General features: G+C 37.4%; 15 protein-coding genes. 7 read left to right on the forward strand and 8 right to left on the reverse strand.

What is annotated here, in order from left to right:
- Positions 1-61 precede the first annotated feature (61 nt).
- Entirely contained in the window at positions 62-1,933 is a 1,872-nt protein-coding gene (locus ACRD7B_RS15635) for a tetratricopeptide repeat-containing sensor histidine kinase (protein ID WP_430825523.1), read from the reverse strand.
- 323 nt (positions 1,934-2,256) lie between these two features.
- Here ACRD7B_RS15635 and ACRD7B_RS15640 point away from each other — a divergent pair, with 323 nt between their 5' ends.
- The 3 genes from ACRD7B_RS15640 (at position 2,257) to ACRD7B_RS15650 (ending at position 4,297) form a co-directional block, all read left to right on the forward strand.
- A complete protein-coding gene (locus ACRD7B_RS15640; RefSeq protein WP_430825525.1) occupies positions 2,257-2,844 on the forward strand; it encodes a porin family protein in 588 nt (195 codons plus the stop codon).
- A 175-nt stretch (positions 2,845-3,019) separates the two neighbouring features.
- Entirely contained in the window at positions 3,020-3,613 is a 594-nt protein-coding gene (locus ACRD7B_RS15645) for a porin family protein (protein ID WP_430825526.1), read from the forward strand.
- Positions 3,614-3,682: 69 nt separating this feature from the next.
- Positions 3,683-4,297, forward strand: coding sequence for a porin family protein (locus ACRD7B_RS15650; protein WP_430825527.1), 615 nt, complete (start codon positions 3,683-3,685; stop codon positions 4,295-4,297).
- Between the two features lie 48 nt (positions 4,298-4,345).
- Here the strand turns inward: ACRD7B_RS15650 and rnhB are convergent, their stop codons facing one another.
- From rnhB to ACRD7B_RS15670, 4 genes are all read right to left on the reverse strand, one after another.
- Positions 4,346-4,945, reverse strand: coding sequence for a ribonuclease HII (gene rnhB, locus ACRD7B_RS15655; RefSeq protein ID WP_430825528.1), 600 nt, complete (start codon positions 4,943-4,945; stop codon positions 4,346-4,348).
- 148 nt (positions 4,946-5,093) lie between these two features.
- A complete protein-coding gene (locus ACRD7B_RS15660; protein ID WP_430825529.1) occupies positions 5,094-6,104 on the reverse strand; it encodes a M28 family peptidase in 1,011 nt (336 codons plus the stop codon).
- Positions 6,105-6,119: 15 nt separating this feature from the next.
- A complete protein-coding gene (gene cysS, locus ACRD7B_RS15665) occupies positions 6,120-7,595 on the reverse strand; it encodes a cysteine--tRNA ligase (protein WP_430825530.1) in 1,476 nt (491 codons plus the stop codon).
- Between the two features lie 44 nt (positions 7,596-7,639).
- Complete coding sequence (locus tag ACRD7B_RS15670; RefSeq protein ID WP_430825531.1) at positions 7,640-8,440, reverse strand: toxin-antitoxin system YwqK family antitoxin; 801 nt, start codon at positions 8,438-8,440, stop codon at positions 7,640-7,642.
- Positions 8,441-8,704: 264 nt separating this feature from the next.
- Here ACRD7B_RS15670 and rnr point away from each other — a divergent pair, with 264 nt between their 5' ends.
- The 4 genes from rnr (at position 8,705) to ACRD7B_RS15690 (ending at position 13,387) form a co-directional block, all read left to right on the forward strand.
- The gene (gene rnr / locus ACRD7B_RS15675) at positions 8,705-10,861 is read left to right on the forward strand and encodes a ribonuclease R (protein ID WP_430825532.1); all 2,157 of its coding nucleotides are present in this window, start codon (positions 8,705-8,707) and stop codon (positions 10,859-10,861) included.
- A 149-nt stretch (positions 10,862-11,010) separates the two neighbouring features.
- On the forward strand, positions 11,011-11,616 hold the full coding sequence (locus ACRD7B_RS15680; RefSeq protein WP_430825533.1) for a TetR/AcrR family transcriptional regulator: 606 nt from the start codon (positions 11,011-11,013) through the stop codon (positions 11,614-11,616).
- 37 nt (positions 11,617-11,653) lie between these two features.
- Complete coding sequence (gene metA, locus ACRD7B_RS15685; protein WP_430825535.1) at positions 11,654-12,571, forward strand: homoserine O-acetyltransferase MetA; 918 nt, start codon at positions 11,654-11,656, stop codon at positions 12,569-12,571.
- 3 nt (positions 12,572-12,574) lie between these two features.
- Positions 12,575-13,387, forward strand: coding sequence for an HAD family hydrolase (locus ACRD7B_RS15690; RefSeq protein ID WP_430825536.1), 813 nt, complete (start codon positions 12,575-12,577; stop codon positions 13,385-13,387).
- A 7-nt stretch (positions 13,388-13,394) separates the two neighbouring features.
- Here ACRD7B_RS15690 and ACRD7B_RS15695 read toward each other — a convergent pair whose 3' ends face one another.
- The 3 genes from ACRD7B_RS15695 to ACRD7B_RS15705 are packed head-to-tail and all read right to left on the reverse strand — an operon-like array spanning position 13,395 to position 16,409.
- Entirely contained in the window at positions 13,395-14,222 is an 828-nt protein-coding gene (locus ACRD7B_RS15695; protein ID WP_430825537.1) for a DUF3108 domain-containing protein, read from the reverse strand.
- A 45-nt stretch (positions 14,223-14,267) separates the two neighbouring features.
- Entirely contained in the window at positions 14,268-14,579 is a 312-nt protein-coding gene (locus ACRD7B_RS15700) for an MTH1187 family thiamine-binding protein (protein WP_430825538.1), read from the reverse strand.
- A gap of 3 nt (positions 14,580-14,582) precedes the next feature.
- Entirely contained in the window at positions 14,583-16,409 is a 1,827-nt protein-coding gene (locus ACRD7B_RS15705; RefSeq protein WP_430825539.1) for an Ig-like domain-containing protein, read from the reverse strand.
- Between the last annotated feature and the right edge of the window lie 146 nt (positions 16,410-16,555).

Raw genomic sequence — 16,555 nt, forward strand, 5'->3', positions numbered from 1 at the left:
AAGCCTCCTGTGCATTTTCAAAAAACCTCCTGTGTATTTCTATTGTATCACAGGACGTTTTTTAATTCATCTCCTGAAAGGGTATAACAAAAGTGATTCGCGTACCTTTTGAGCCAAAGTCAGACAAATCATCTACTTGCATCTCTACTTGACTTTTGTTTAGGTTTCCATAAAGCAAAGCAATGCGCTCTTTTGTTAAATCCATGGCAACAGATTTATGCAAGCTCTTTCTCTTACTGGCCTTTGAAGCTTTAATGCCAACTCCATTATCCTCTATGGAACAAACCAAAGTTTTGTCTTTACGCTCAAACTTAACCTTAACAGTTGCATTTTCACACAAGCTCAACTCGCCATGTTCCAGCGCATTCTCCAAAAACGGCTGAGTAAGCATAGGTGGTATCATGGTTTTATTAACTGTGATTTCTGGATCAACCTCCACTTGGTAATTAATTTTCTTATCGAAACGTCTGTTTTGCAAACTCATATAACGCTGCAAAATCTCGCGCTCTTTCTCAAGGCTAATACTCTCTTCCTTGGCATACTGCAGCACCAAACGCATAAGTGATGAAAAATCTGAAATAAAACTGATTGCTTCATCTTTATCCTCCTCCAGAATAACACATTGTAAGGCCGAAAGTGCATTAAAGATAAAATGCGGATTCATTTGATTACGCAGCACTTTTTGCTCCATCATTAAACGGCGCTGACGCTCTTTCATTTTCATGGCATAAAGTCCAATGCTCACAATTACAACCGAAAGAACAACAAAAATAGATAACATCCAGAGATACAATTCAATCTTATCTTCTTTGGAACGCAATTCAATCAGCTCTTTCTCACTTTTCTCAACATGGTATTTTTTTTCTAACTCTATCAGACGCTCATATTTAGCTGTTGTAAAAATGGAATCTTTAATAGCATTATATTGTTCATATACACTTAGAGCATTCTCATATTGCCCCATCTCTTTGTAAGCTTTATACAGGGCGTAATAATTATCTTTTTTAAGAGCCTTTAATCCCAGATTTTTATTTTCTTCTTCAGCTAACAAATAATACTTCATGGCCTCTTTTTTATTATTCACTGCCATAAATGCATCACCGGTACTAGAGTATGTTGCTATTAGGTTTCGCTGATCTCCCGAGTCTTTAAAATAATCCAAAGCTTCGTTAAAGTAGGCAAGTGCCCTTTGGTTTTGTTTTAAATAAACAAACAGACACCCCAAATTACTTGAAATAGTTGCCACCCCAGCCTTATCGCCCATCTCTTTAAATGCCATGTACGATTTTTTATAACACTTCAAGGCCTCCTCATACAACTCCATTGAAGCATATGTTACACCCATATTATTGGTCAGGCCGGCTATGCTTTCTTTTTCATCCAGTCTTTCATAAATCAAAAGTGCCTTATTATAATGTTCAAATAGCTGGTCGTATCTTTCCCAACGCCCATATACCATACCAATGTTGTGGTGCGAACTGGCAATACCCAATTCATTATCTAATAACTTTTCTTGTTTTAACGATTCCGAAAAATAAAACAATGCATGGTCATATGCTCCTTGATAATAATCTATCAAACCTAAATCGTTGTATACTGTTGCAATGTATATCGTATCCTTCACACACATAAAAGCATCCAAAGCCTTTTTATAGACAATTTTAGCCGAATCAAAATTTTGAGTGTAATAATAATACTCTCCCAAGGCCTTATTGGCATATGCCAATACCGTAGTATCAGTTTTGGAATAATCACTAAAAATACGCTCAACAAGAAGCTTGGTACTATCCGGATTTGTAGCAGAAATTTCAATGGCCTTACGTGCTTTGGCAATCAATAAGGAATCTGTAGAACCAGCAGCCAAAATTTGATTTGGAAGCAAAACTCCAATGAAAAGGAAAAAAAATACACTGTGTAACAAAACTTTTTTCAAGAGCAGCAAGCATTAATGTTAATGTTTCCAAATTTAGGTATAAAAATCTAGTATTACGAATTACTGTATGAGTGCCACCTCTATCAAAGAACTCTGTCCTAGTAAATTTACATGTTTAAGACTATAATCACTTGTATTTATCAACAATTGACGAACGGCAACATTTCTTACACCAACACCACTAAAACAATTCCTAAATACGCCACAAGCTAAGCTGCAATTGATATCGAACAAATAAAATGCTACTCAAAACTGTTTGTTATTATAAAAAATACTTCTACATTCGCTACCGTTTAATAAAAATTAAATCTAATCAAACAATCATGAAAAAGTTATTAGTTATTGTTGCCGTATTGGCAATTTCGGCAAGTTCGTTTGCACAAGTTAAATTTGGTGTTAAAGCAGGTACAAACATCGCAAGTATTACTGGTGATGACGGAGAAGGTTTAGATTCAAGAACTTCATTTGTATTTGGTGGTTTTGCGAAATTTGAGTTGTCAGAGAAATTTGCATTTCAACCAGAATTATTGTATTCGATGCAAGGTGCTGCTGGGTCAGAAAGCTATGAAGGTGTAAATGTTGATGTAACTATGAAAACGGATTACTTAAACATTCCATTAATGGCAAAGTACTATGTTACTGAAGGATTTAGTTTACAAGCTGGTCCTCAAGTTGGATTTTTATTATCAGCTAAATTCAAAATGGAAGCTAATGGTCAAGAGGAAGAAGAAGATATTAAGGATCAAATGAAAGGTGTTGACTTTGGATTAAATTTTGGAGCTGGTTATGAGCTTGATTTTGGTCTTGGATTTGATGTTCGTTATAACTTAGGTTTAACTAATGTTGCCGATTATGATGAGGCTGACGGAAAAAATGGAGTATTCCAAATTACAGCTAGTTATGCTTTCTAAGCCAAACTAAACAATATTTAAACCGGCCTTGTGCCGGTTTTTTTATGCCTAAAATTCTCATTTAACACAATCAAGAATTGCTCAAAACATCAAAAAAAATACAATCGATGTAATTCTCAATTAAAAATTATTATCTTCACCAGTGGTAAATATTATAACCTAATCCTTTTTACTTATGAAGAAACTAATTTTAATTATTGCAGTAATTGCGATAACAACAAGCTCTTTAGCTCAAACTAAATATGGTTTAAAACTCGGCGTTAATCTTGCCAACGGATCTGGAGAAGGCTTTAAGGACACTGACAACAGAATTGCACCTGCTTTTGGTGGTTTTGTTCGTGTTCCAATGGCGGAAAGACTTGTGTTTCAACCTGAAGTTATTTATTCTCCTCAAGGTTCAAAAGAAACTGCCGTTGAAGAAGGCATTAATATTGATGTGACAACTACATTTGATTACCTCAACTTCCCTTTAATGCTCAAATATTATCTTGACAAAGGTTTAAACTTCCAGTTTGGACCTCAAGTTGGATACCTTATATCATCAAAAGTAAAAATGGAATTTCTAGGCCGAAAGGTTGATGTTGATGTTAAAGATCAATTCAAAAACCTCGATTTTGGCATTAACTTTGGAGTTGGATACGATCTAGACATGGGGCTCGGATTTGACTTAAGATATAATCTTGGCTTAACCGATATTGTAGACTCAAATGAAATTGATACTGATGGTAAACATGGTGTTGTACAATTTACCGCAGGTTATGCTTTTTAAACAATCTTATTGATCTAAATATCAAACTATATTATATATACTTTTAATCATAAACCTAATCAAACAATTATGAAAAAATTATTAGTTCTTGTTGCCTTATTGGCAATCGCATCAAGCTCGTTTGCACAAGTTAAATTTGGAGCTAAGGCTGGTATTAACATTGCAAACCTGAAAATTACTGAGGTAGATTATGATCCTGGTTTGGAATACAAAGTGGGGTTAACAATTGGTGCATTTGCCAAATATTCGGTTTCAGAAAAATTTGCGATTCAACCTGAATTATTGTATTCCATGAAAGGCGCAAAAATTAATTACAGTGAAGGTAATGACTATAATAAAGGCTCAATTAAAACCAACTATTTATCAATACCAATCATTGCCAAATACTACCTTTCTTCTGGTTTTAATTTACAAGCAGGTCCTCAAATGGACTTTCTTTTATCTGCCAAAACAAGTTATGATAGCTCAATTGATGGACACATTACATCTGAATCCTACGATTTTAAGGATAGTCTGAAAGGAATAGACTTTGGTTTAGCCGTAGGCTTAGGTTATGATTTAGAAAATGGCTTAGGTATTGAAGCTCGTTACATTTTAGGTTTATCCGAGTTAAACAAGAATACTGAGGAAGATGGGAGTGCAAAATCTAAAGGTTTCCAAATTACAGCTAGTTACGCTTTCTAAGCCAAACTAAACAATATTTAAACCGGCCTAGTGCCGGTTTTTTTTGTGCTACAAATCCAAACTCAATTGTTCATCCAACAAGCGAAAGCTCATGCGATGAATAGGTGTTGGACCATGTGCTTTTATAGCATGCCGATGTGCTTTAGTTGGATAACCCTTATTTTTATCCCAGGCATATACAGGATACTGTTCATGCATTTTCTGCATGTATTCATCACGATGGGTTTTTGCCAAAATACTTGCTGCGGCAATGGATAAATATTTACCATCTCCTTTTATCACACAAGTGTGATCTATACCTTCATATGGTTTAAATCGATTACCATCAATTAATAAGTGTGCGGGTAGCACTTTAAGCTGCTCTATGGCGCGATGCATGGCAAGGAAAGAAGCATTCAGAATATTAATCTTATCAATTTCATCAAAATCAACAAAGCCAACACCCCATGCCAAGGCCTCCTTCTCAACGATTGGTCGTAATTTATCTCGCTGTTTCTCACTTAACTTCTTTGAATCATTTAATAACTCATGTCGAAAGTCTTTGGGTAATACTACTGCAGCTGCTACCACTGGGCCCGCCAAACAACCTCGTCCGGCCTCATCGCAACCAGCTTCAATTAGATTCTCATTTAGATAAGGAAGTAACATTTTAAAAAGCTTTTAGTTAGAAGTCCGAAGTCCGTAAATAAGATCACTACAACACATTTTCAAATTGATTCATCTTCAAATTAACAAATTGATAAAGCAAGTTAACTGTGTCATATTACTACATCGTACATACCAACATCTCACATCCCTACCTCTCTCTATAAATGGTTTCAAGCACTGTTTGTCCAACGGCTTTTAAAGTAGCTCTATTAATATTACTCATGTTATCATCGTGCGTATGCCAGAAATCTCCAAAACTACTTTCTGACGAAGCATTAAATTGAATAATATTAACGCAAGGAATGTTGCGATACTTGTTCACATACACATGATCATCCGTTATCATGCCGCCTTTTTCAAAAACAAAATGATTCCCATAACCAATGTCAGATGCAATGTTCCATACATGCTGATTCAATTCGGGTGCATATTGTAAGGAATGTAGTTCCTGGAAAAACAGGGCATTTTCAGCACCAACCATATCTAATAAAATACCATAACGGGCATAGTAGCCATCGCGATGTGGATTCTTTCCCCAATACTGCGAACCCAAACACCAGGTATGCTCTTTATAGGGTAAATCAAGATGATCGGGCTGTCCATAATCTTCAGCATCGAAAAAGATGATATCAATACCCATATCAATACCTGCCTTACCTATCTGACGCCCTATCTCCATTAAAACTCCTACTCCACTTGCACCATCGTTAGCTCCATCAATAGGACTATTGTGCTTACTTGCATCTGCATCATGATCAGCAAATGGTCGCGAGTCCCAATGGGCGAATAAGAGCAAACGATCGTTTTTATCAGGATTGAATTGTGCAATAATGTTTTTAGCTTTCAAAACAGTATTATCAAAAGCAACTACATCAGCTTCCTGAACAATCACCTCAGCACCAAAACGTTTCATTTTACTTTCCAGATATAAAGCACATTGCGCATGTGTTTCAGTATTTGGCACACGCGGCCCAAACCCCACTTGCTTATCAATGTAATGATAGGCTGAATCGGCATTAAAAACTGGCGTTTTAACTTGTGCTTTTTGTTCTAATTGACCAGAACTCTTTTCGTCTTTTTTACCCGGAGATGAACAAGCAAAAAAAAGCAGGCCTAGCATAAAAGTTAAACCTGCATCTTTAATTATATTTTTTATCATTAGCATGTAAACGATTTATTTTAAACCCCATTCAAAGCCATCCTTGGTATCCTTCACAACAACACCCATAGCTTGTAATTCGTTTCGAATTCGATCAGCAGTAGCCCAGTCTTTATTCGTCTTAGCTTCTATTCGTAAATTTAGCAACAACTCTATTGTCTGGCTCAACACCTCATCATTACCCGATTCTTGCGACTGACTTTCCATTTGCAATCCGAGTATATCAACCACCATATTTTTCATGAAAGTTTTGAACTGATCCAGTTCATCAGCAGATAACGAAGCTGATCCTGACAACATATTATTGATCTGCTTAACAGCCTCAAATAAATGAGCAATTAATATCGGCGTATTTAAATCATCACTAATGGCAGCATAACACTTCTCTTTTAATTCTTGTAAATCAAAGGAAGATGTTTCTCCGGCAGCTAGCTTATCCAATTTTGAATATCCTTCCAGCAAGCGTTCCATTCCCTTTTGAGCTGCTTTTAAAGCCTCATTAGAGAAATCAAGCGTACTGCGATAATGAGCTTGCATGATAAAGAAACGTATGGTCATCGGGCTGTATGCCTGTTCCAACAGTTCATGCTTGCCGTCAAAAAACTGCTCCAGATTGATGAAGTTACCCAATGATTTACCCATTTTCTGTCCATTAATGGTAATCATGTTGTTGTGCATCCAGTAGCGTGCCGGCGTGTGACCGTTAGCAACCGTGCTCTGAGCAATCTCACACTCGTGATGCGGAAATAACAAATCCATTCCTCCACCATGGATATCAAATTCGGTTCCCAGGTAACGTGCACTCATGGCCGAACACTCCAAATGCCAACCAGGAAATCCATCGCTAAAGCGCGAAGGCCATCGCATTATGTGTTCTGGTGAAGCCTTCTTCCACAAAGCGAAGTCGTAACTTTGCTTTTTCTCACTCTGACCATCCAATTCGCGGGTAGTGCTCAAAAGATCCTCAATATTTCTCCCCGATAATCTACCATAGTTATGATCCTTGTTATATTTCTCAACATCGAAATACACTGAACCATTACTTTCGTAGGCTAATCCTTTTGCCAATATATCCTCAACAATTTGTAATTGCTCAATAATATGCCCTGAGGCACGTGGCTCAATACTAGGTTTACGAACGTTTAGCTGATCCATGTACTGGTGGTAACGATCAGTATAAAACTGCACCACTTCCATTGGCTCCAATTCTTCCAATCGAGCCTTCTTGGCTATTTTATCTTCACCAACATCACCATCACTTTCAAGATGACCAACATCGGTAATATTACGCACATATCGTACTTTATAGCCGATGTGCGTTAAATAACGGAATAATATATCGAAGGTAATTGCCGGACGCGTATGCCCTAAGTGCGGATCACCATATACCGTTGGCCCACAAACATACAATCCAACATGCTTTTCATTAAGCGGTTGAAATTCTTCTTTTTTACGCGAAAGAGTATTGTAAATAAATAATTTGTTTTCCATGCTCGTCAATCTAGCTCTCTTTTAACAAGCTGCTAAATTACAAATTATTGTGATTTTTTTGCGGTCTCTGTTCTTTTTAGTTCACCATTCTCATAATGCTGAGTCGAAACAAGTTCGCCTTTTTCATCATACTGGTAGTACTGTCCATTAAAAAGTTTACCCCTTACAAAAAATCCTTTTCGCTCAGGTTTTCCTTGCAGATTGTACACGATGCTCATGCCTGTACCATTGAATGAAGATATTTCCTTGGCAGGCGCTTCTTCCTTGACTGGTTCGTGAACCACATTATCAGCAAACTTACCATCGTCGTATATGCGCTCGGTAATGAGCTGGCCTTCCTGATTAAATATCTTTAACGAACCAACCGTCTTTCCACTATCCCACTCACCTTTATATTTTAAAGCACCATTTTCATGATAGTATTTCTGCTCGCCACTACGGGTTCCTTTTTCGTTGTAGTTCCAATCGTAAGCTAATTTACCCGACTTATGGTAAAACTTATAAGGCCCTTCCCAGTGATCAACGTTCCAATAGCCTTCTTCCGACACTTTACCGTTTTCTTGAAAAAAACGAGAAGGCCCAATGGCCGCGCCTTTTTTATAAGAAATTTCATGCTTTTTTGCACCCGATGGGTAAAAGGCCTCCCAAACACCATGCTTTCGATTGTTTAGATATGTTCCTTTTTCGGTAATTCTTTCACCAACATTATCGAAACTGATCCATAAACCCTGCTTCAATTTTCGGGCATCCGTCACATTAATTGTATCTCCTTCATAGACACGATAACTCTGTCCCTCAAGAGAAAAAAACATTAGGAATAATATACTTGCAAATACTAATCTCATATCATTAACCATTCAAGTTCAGGTTATTTAGGGTCATTGACCAGAAATAATTAATTCGAAATCATGAAATGATACGGCTTTTACTGTTAAAAGGTTGTAATTAAATCTCACTTTTTATGCCCTCACGCAAACTATGCTTACCATTTAAATCACCAACTTATCAAGATTATTTTAGCTTTTTTAGAATAATTTCAGACACAACTCAGCACAATTAAACTTATATTGTCAATATTATCATATATACCCCAAGAAATAATTTAGAACATGGGACAAAAGAAGAAAAAGAAAAATCCATCAAGAAAAACAGAATTACGTCAATTAATACAAGGCTTATTTTTTAACCAGCCCAAACGTACTTTTAACTACAAACAAGTTTCAGCCCTTCTCGAAGTAAAAAAGAAAAGTGGCCGACAAATGGTTCAAATTATACTGACTGAATTACATGAGTCAGGTTACCTCACCGAAGTTATTGCTGGAAAATACAAACTACTGAGTCGCGGTTCAACCGTTACTGGTGTCATTGACATGACTGCTTCAGGCTCAGCCTTTGTGGTACCTGATGATGGTAGTGAAGAAGATGTATTTATTCCACGCAACAACATGAATAAAGCCCTCAACGGCGATCGCGTTAAGGTGTTTCAGAATGCACGAAGGCGAAATAAACAGCCAGAAGGTGAAGTCATTGAAATATTGAAGCGCAAACGAGAGACCTTCGTGGGAATTATGCAAATCTCAAGAGGTTTAGCATTCTTAGTGGTTGATGATCGTGTCATGCAACACGACATTTTCATACCATCAAATAAATTAAATGATGCTCAGGGTGGGCAAAAGGCAATAGCACGTATTGTTGAATGGCCCAAAAGAGCAAAAAACCCAATTGGTGAAATTGTTGATGTACTGGGTGATGTTGGAGACAACCAAACCGAGATGCATGCAATTTTAGCTGAATTTAACTTGCCTTACAAATATCCACAAAACGTAAATGCGGCAGCTGAAAAGATGGATGCGGGCATTACACCCGAAGAAATCAAAAAACGACGCGATTTTAGGGAAGTAACCACTTTTACCATTGACCCTGCCGATGCTAAAGATTTTGACGACGCCTTGTCCATCCAAAAGTTAGATAATGGTAATTGGGAAGTTGGTGTTCACATTGCCGATGTGACGCATTACGTTACCGAAGATAGCATACTCGAAAAAGAAGCTTTTGACCGAGCGACTTCTGTTTACCTGGTCGACAGGGTTGTTCCTATGCTACCCGAACATTTAAGTAACGGCATTTGCTCGCTGCGCCCACACGAAGAAAAGTTATGTTTTTCAGTTGTATTTGAAATAAGCGATCAGGCCGAAATACTCGATAGTTGGGTTGGCCGAACTGTAATTTATTCTGATCGACGTTTCACATACGAGGAAGCACAACAGGTAATTGAAACCGGGGAAGGTGATTTAAATAAAGAGATACTAACGCTTGACAGACTTGCTAAGCTTCTTCGGGATAAGCGCTTTAGAGATGGTGCCATTGGTTTTGAGCGCATTGAAGTGAAATTCAACATCGACGAAACCGGGAAACCTTTGGGTGTCTACTTTAAAGAATCGAAAGATGCCAATAAACTGATAGAAGAGTTTATGCTATCTGCTAACAGACGAGTAGCCGAACTTGTTGGCAAGAAAGAAATGAATAAAGGAGGTCGCTCCAAAGCTAAAACCTTTGTCTATCGAATTCATGATGTGCCCAACCCTGACAAATACGAGGCCTTTGCTTCATTTGTTCGTCGTTTTGGTTACGAGGCTTTGCCTAAGGGTGAAGAATCTGTAAATGCTTCCTTAAACCGCTTACTAAAAGAAGTGCAAGGCAAAGGTGAGCAAAACATGGTGGAAACTTTAGCAGTACGAACCATGGCAAAAGCCATTTATTCCACACATAACATTGGTCACTATGGTTTATCTTTCAAACACTACAGCCACTTTACCTCACCAATTCGCCGTTATCCTGATATGATGGTGCACCGTTTGCTCGATCGCTATTTAAAAGGTGGCGGTTCGGTTAACGAAGATGAATACGAAGAAATGTGCGAACATTGCTCCGACATGGAACAACGCGCAGCCAATGCCGAACGTTCATCCATTAAGTACAAGCAAGTTGAGTTTATGAAAGACAAAGTGGGGCAGGAATTTGATGGAGTGGTTTCAGGCGTAACCGAATGGGGTCTTTATGTTGAAATACTTGAAAACAAATGCGAAGGAATGATTCCTATTCGTGATTTGGATGATGACTATTACCATTTCGATGAAAAAGAATATTGCCTGATCGGACGTAAATACAACCGTCGTTATCAGTTGGGTGAAAATTTGAGGATAGTTATTGCCAATGCCAACTTAGAACGTAAACAACTGGATTTTGCCCTGGCAGATGAGAAATAACATGTTTCGACCAAAAAAGTCGACAAAAACATAACAATCTGATTACATGCGATAAACGCCAAGTTAAATATTGAACATTTAATTTGGCGTTTTTATTTCGTGAAAACTATTCCTATTTTAGCACAGCTATAAAACTGAATAAACTGATTATGACTGACACATATCCTTCTGGTGCACAAAATGATGGAATGCGCAATACGATAATTGAAGCTGCAAGAGAGCTTTTTGCCAAATTTGGTTACAAGAAAACCACGATGGAAGATATAGCTCAAGCGCTTCGAAAGGGTAAAAGCTCACTTTATTATTATTTCAAAAATAAGGAAGAGATATTTCAGGCCGTCATAGAAATGGAGGAAGAACTATTGTTCTCAAAACTTCATAAAGTAGTGGATTCAGAAAATGATGCCAAAAGTAAACTCCGTGAATACATCATCACACGCATGGAAACAATACATCAGCTTGAGAACTATTTGAAAGCGCTTAAAGATGACATGCTTGGAGGTTATGAATTTTTTGGAAGATTAAAAACCAAAGGAGAAAAAGAGGAAGCCAAGTTACTTATTCAAATACTTGAGGAAGGAACTGCTGATAACACTTTTCAGGTTAAAAATGTACCAATGGCAGCTGTAGCGTTTGCAACCGCATTAAAAGGCTTAGAAGTGCCTCTATTCAAATCACAGAATAACTTCGATGACTTTAAGGTTCAGATAGAAAACATTCTGAACATCCTGTTTTATGGATTAATAAAACGATAACAAAGCAAAACATTAACCACCAGAATAAAATAACCACATGCCAATTAAAATTCCCGATGCATTGCCTGCTCGCGATGTACTTGAAAAGGAGAATGTATTTGTAATTGGAGAATCCAAAGCTGTTCACCAGGATATCAGACCATTAAAAATATTGATATTAAACCTGATGCCTTTGAAAATTGCTACGGAATCTCACCTACTACGCTCCTTGTCAAACAGTCCTTTACAGGTAGAAGTTGATTTTTTGATGACCTCAAGTCATGTGTCGAAAAATACACCTCGTGAGCACCTCATATCATTTTATAAAGTATTTAGTGAGGTCAGACAAAACAAGTACGATGGCTTAATAATTACCGGTGCTCCGGTAGAGCTCTTGGATTTTGAAGCAGTGAATTACTGGGATGAGCTGACGGAGATTATGGATTGGAGCAAAACCAATGTGACCAGTACTTTTCATATTTGCTGGGGAGCTCAAGCCGGTTTGTACCACCACTTTGGCATCAAAAAATACAAGCTCTATAAAAAGATGTTTGGTGTATTTAAACACACTGTATCTGTACCTGATGAGCCCCTTATGAGAGGTTTTAACGATCAGTTTCATGCCCCTCACTCGCGTTACACAGAGATTAAATTAGATGATTTAGTTAAGGATGATCGCTTGGTTGTTCTTTCAACTTCGGAAAAAGCTGGCGTTTACATGGTGATGTCAAAGGATCGGCGCCAGATATTTGTTACTGGTCACTCAGAATATGACGCGCAAACTTTAAACGAAGAGTACCAACGTGACTTAGCTAAAGGGCTCGACATGGCTGTTCCACACAATTATTATCCAGACAATGACCCGGATAAAGATCCAATGGTTTTATGGCGAAGTCATGCAAGTTTGCTGTATTCAAATTGGTTGAACCACTATGTTTACCAGGCAACGCCATTCCAAATTGATGAAATAAAATAGAATATGACACAACTTCTTGCCTGCGACTTGGATGGCACCATTTACAATCGCCAGAATGGTTTTAATGATGCTGACATTGATGTTCTGAAGAAGATTGGGCAAGAAGGTACCATCCGTGTCATTGCAACCGGACGAACATTTCAATCTGCACTATCTGTAATTGACAAGGATTTTCCGATTGATTATTTGGTATTTTCGTCTGGCGCTGGTATTTACAATTGGAAAACTCAAAAACTACTTCAAAGCACAAACCTTGGTTATGAGCAAACTCAAAAGGTTAGCAATATACTCAACCAACTAGAAGTAGAATACACCATTCACCACCCCATACCTGACAATCATTTATTTTTTCATTCAACCAATAATAATCCGCATCCTGACTTTGAACGCTACATTGATTTTAATAAGTCGCATGCCGAAGCTGAGAATTCAAAACTACCTCAGCTCGATTACTCACAAACTTTAGCTTTTGTAAAAGACATGGATCAATTTAAATCCATTGAATCAAAATTGGACGGCATTAAAATTATTAGAGCCACTTCGCCCATCGATGGTAAAAGCATATGGATGGAGTTTTTTAATTCTGAGGTTTCAAAGGCTGAAGGCATTAAACAACTTTGTAAAAAGCTTAATGTAGAAGATACAGATGTGAGTGTAATTGGTAATGATTACAATGATATTGACATGCTACATCATTACCAATCATCATTTATTGTTGCTAACGCTCCAGTGGATTTAAAAGTGCAATTTGAAAACTTGGTTGAGATATCTGAGGCGCCTTTGGCAGATTGGTACAAACGATTCCATAAGAAATAATACAACTTTACTTCTTTTCAATTTCAGCAGTCATTGTATGGCGCAAACCTTCTGCTCCCACAAAAACAGCCTTAACCGAGCCAATTAGTATTTTTGCTTCAACAATTATGGGAATTCTATTTTGATCATCCGTTACCCAAACGGTCATATCCTCACCACTTTCAAAAATGGTTCCCTCAACTAATAAGGGTGAAAATTTTAAACAATTAAACCTACGCCCGTCTCTATTTTTTATCACTTCTTTTCCCAGATAACGAATATAAATATCATGAATTTCGCCATCCACAACCATACTGATTGGTATTTTCTCATCGGGTGAATAAAGAGAGAAATCAATGTTACGTGCCTTATAAACCATGGTTAGAATGTCGAAGGAACAAGCTTTCCAGGGGAATGTTAAATTCTTTAATTCCTCATCCTCTTTCTGAATCTTAGCGGAAATGAATCGCTTTTCGTGATCAAATCTATAAAGGTAGCTGGCATGCTTGCTCCCCTCATTTGTTATGCGTTTAAAAGCAAAGGGCTCAATAAATAAAGTATCAGTATAAACCTCGAAAGTATCGCGAACCCGATAAAGCTTATCGTATGATTTATAAGTTGCTCCGTGTGCTTTCATCTGGTAAGCCGGCTTACCTTCGTACCTGGTTGAATCAACTGTAAAAGAAACATGACCAGCATTCAACCAAATGAAGCCCCAATTATAATAGGCGTGATAATTAACAACTTCCCCATGCTGAAAAGCCTCATTAACATCCTCACACTGAGCCTGGCCTGATAAAAGAGAAGCACACAACAGTAATGCGCTAAAAACTATTTTTAGCAAACGATTTAACATTCCGAGAATTTGATTTGACATTGCCACTAAAGCAATAATCAGGCCTTATTTTTTTACAGTTCCAATTTTCTTCTCAATAGAAGCAATCTTTCCAGTTATGCGACCAACTTTGTTCTTTTGAGCATCAATGTTAATGGAACAATAAACCCGATCGGATATTGGCTCTAAAATATCATAGCTTTGCTGAACAATGGCCAGTGCTTCGGCCATGGTAGCAGTCTCGATAGTAGTTCCCATAGGATTCAATTTATAGGTAACTCCACTCTGATCAATATTCTTAATTAATTGACTAACATATTGACTAACACTGTCTCCCTTATCGGTTGGAAACATAGCAAAATTAAGCAGTACAGACATAACTTATTCTTTTTTCTTTGGTTTACGATACTGACGTGAAAACTGATCGACACTGAATTTATGCGGATTCCAACCAGGAATTTCCTGCTGCCAATTGGCGCGCAAACTAATTTTATCATGATAATAAATGATCGACTCGGGTTGAATCCCCTCATAATAATTCCCACTATCCCATTGACCATTTCTGTTCTCATCAACTACAATGCGCAACATGTAATCGCCAGGATTTAAATATCGAAAACCTAACTTCCCTGATTTTGGTATTTCCAACTGTTGCACAACAAGCTCATTTTTATTCACCACTTGTAATAGCCAATTATCGGCTGGCTCTATTACATCAACGTAAACAGTACTATAATCCTCAAGCGACTTAATTGTAAAAGTTGCATTTACAGGCCCATTATGCAAGCCATAAATATCAACGATAGATGCAGAATCAATTTGCATTTCATACTTAGCTCCGGGCTCCCATCTGTGATCTACACTATAATGGCGAATGCGCATGGTATCCTGCACCAATTCAAGATCTATCGGCTCCGGAATTGTATCATTATATTTAAAAAACTGAATAGCATTTTTATCAAAGCTAATCGCCGGTGATTCTAAATAAAAATTGAATGTCCCAAAAACATCAATCTTGCTTTTCACATCCTTTAGCTTAAGCAATTTTATTGGCTCCGGTTCGTCATCCTTTTTCTTCTTCTTTTTCTTCTTCTTTTCATCCTCACCCACCTTAAAATGATACATGGCAATGGTGTCAATCTTTTCGAAAGCTACATCCATAGAATCGCGCATGATATAGCTCAAATTAATCGATAAAGAATCTTGCTTATAAATAGTACTATCGGTTAACCAATAGGTAACCGTATCGTTATTAAGAGAACGCTCCACCATAAAAACATCTTCCAGCTCATCTTGCCCGGTGAAACTTATTTTAGCGTCTTCTTCCAAAGGTCGATTAAAGAAGTAAGTTAATTTTGCTGCTTCTTTTCGCTCCTCACTTAGCAGGTACTGGTTCTTATAATCATGCTGAAATACAAACAACTCAACACTATCTGGAATATAAACCAATTCAGTACGATAATGTAAAGAATCCGTTTCGAGCGAATCAATGTGAATGGTATCAACAAATTCGCGGTACTCATACGATGGCTCAACAACAATATCAGACCATCCCATAATTTCGCCAGGCTGGTCAAACTTATAATTACGATTGGCATCATCCAGCGCATACAATCGGTATTGACCAGGACGAATATTTTTGAGCGTAAATTGGCCCACCGAATTTGTTTTTGCCAAACGGATAGGTACCAAGGTTTGAACAGCAGTATCATTTAAGTTTTCATGTAGAAGAACAAACACCCCTTCGGAAGGAGCCAAATCCATAGCTTCCCATACATTACCAGATATTTGTAAAGAATCAATGAATTCGCCGGTTGAAAAGGAGAAACTATACGATTCCAAAACATTACTTTCATTATTGTCCTCAATAGCATCGGCAAAATCAAGTGTATAGGTTGCATTGGGCTGAAGGTCTTCGTTAAAGATTACCTCCAAACGATTTCCTCTGGCTTCAACAGTTGGCGCTTCATTCATGGGCGGCGAAACAACAAACTTCTCCCGAACATTATTAAGCTTTATCAGCTCATCAAATTCAATACTAACTTCGTTTTTCTGATAATTCAAAGCATTAGCGCGAGGCGTTGATTTAACAACCACAGGCGGCAACTCATCTTTTTCACCACCGGTAGGCATTCCAACATTGGCACACGAATACATCATGAGAAAAATCCCAACAAAGACACCTATTTGATATAATTTATTTTTCAAAACCGATCCGTTTATTTTTGGCAAATTTAAAAGAATAAAATTTAAGACCCTAAATATACATAGCACACTTCTTTTCAGCATCAAGAAGTGAAAGTTTAAAGTGAAATATCTGGTAAATTTTCCAATTGTAAGCAAACTAAAAAATG

The sequence above is a fragment of the Carboxylicivirga fragile genome, assembly GCF_050589805.1.
GTDB lineage: Bacteria > Bacteroidota > Bacteroidia > Bacteroidales > Marinilabiliaceae > Carboxylicivirga > Carboxylicivirga fragile.

Bases quoted from the DNA above. Each gene is read 5' to 3' on its own strand.
- ACRD7B_RS15640 (WP_430825525.1), top strand. From the start codon at position 2,257: ATGAAAAAGTTATTAGTTATTGTTGCCGTATTGGCAATTTCGGCAAGT.
- ACRD7B_RS15645 (WP_430825526.1), top strand. From the start codon at position 3,020: ATGAAGAAACTAATTTTAATTATTGCAGTAATTGCGATAACAACAAGC.
- ACRD7B_RS15650 (WP_430825527.1), top strand. From the start codon at position 3,683: ATGAAAAAATTATTAGTTCTTGTTGCCTTATTGGCAATCGCATCAAGC.
- rnhB (WP_430825528.1), bottom strand. From the start codon at position 4,945: ATGTTACTTCCTTATCTAAATGAGAATCTAATTGAAGCTGGTTGCGAT.
- ACRD7B_RS15660 (WP_430825529.1), bottom strand. From the start codon at position 6,104: ATGATAAAAAATATAATTAAAGATGCAGGTTTAACTTTTATGCTAGGC.
- cysS (WP_430825530.1), bottom strand. From the start codon at position 7,595: ATGGAAAACAAATTATTTATTTACAATACTCTTTCGCGTAAAAAAGAA.
- ACRD7B_RS15670 (WP_430825531.1), bottom strand. From the start codon at position 8,440: ATGAGATTAGTATTTGCAAGTATATTATTCCTAATGTTTTTTTCTCTT.
- rnr (WP_430825532.1), top strand. From the start codon at position 8,705: ATGGGACAAAAGAAGAAAAAGAAAAATCCATCAAGAAAAACAGAATTA.
- ACRD7B_RS15680 (WP_430825533.1), top strand. From the start codon at position 11,011: ATGACTGACACATATCCTTCTGGTGCACAAAATGATGGAATGCGCAAT.
- metA (WP_430825535.1), top strand. From the start codon at position 11,654: ATGCCAATTAAAATTCCCGATGCATTGCCTGCTCGCGATGTACTTGAA.
- ACRD7B_RS15690 (WP_430825536.1), top strand. From the start codon at position 12,575: ATGACACAACTTCTTGCCTGCGACTTGGATGGCACCATTTACAATCGC.
- ACRD7B_RS15695 (WP_430825537.1), bottom strand. From the start codon at position 14,222: ATGTTAAATCGTTTGCTAAAAATAGTTTTTAGCGCATTACTGTTGTGT.
- ACRD7B_RS15700 (WP_430825538.1), bottom strand. From the start codon at position 14,579: ATGTCTGTACTGCTTAATTTTGCTATGTTTCCAACCGATAAGGGAGAC.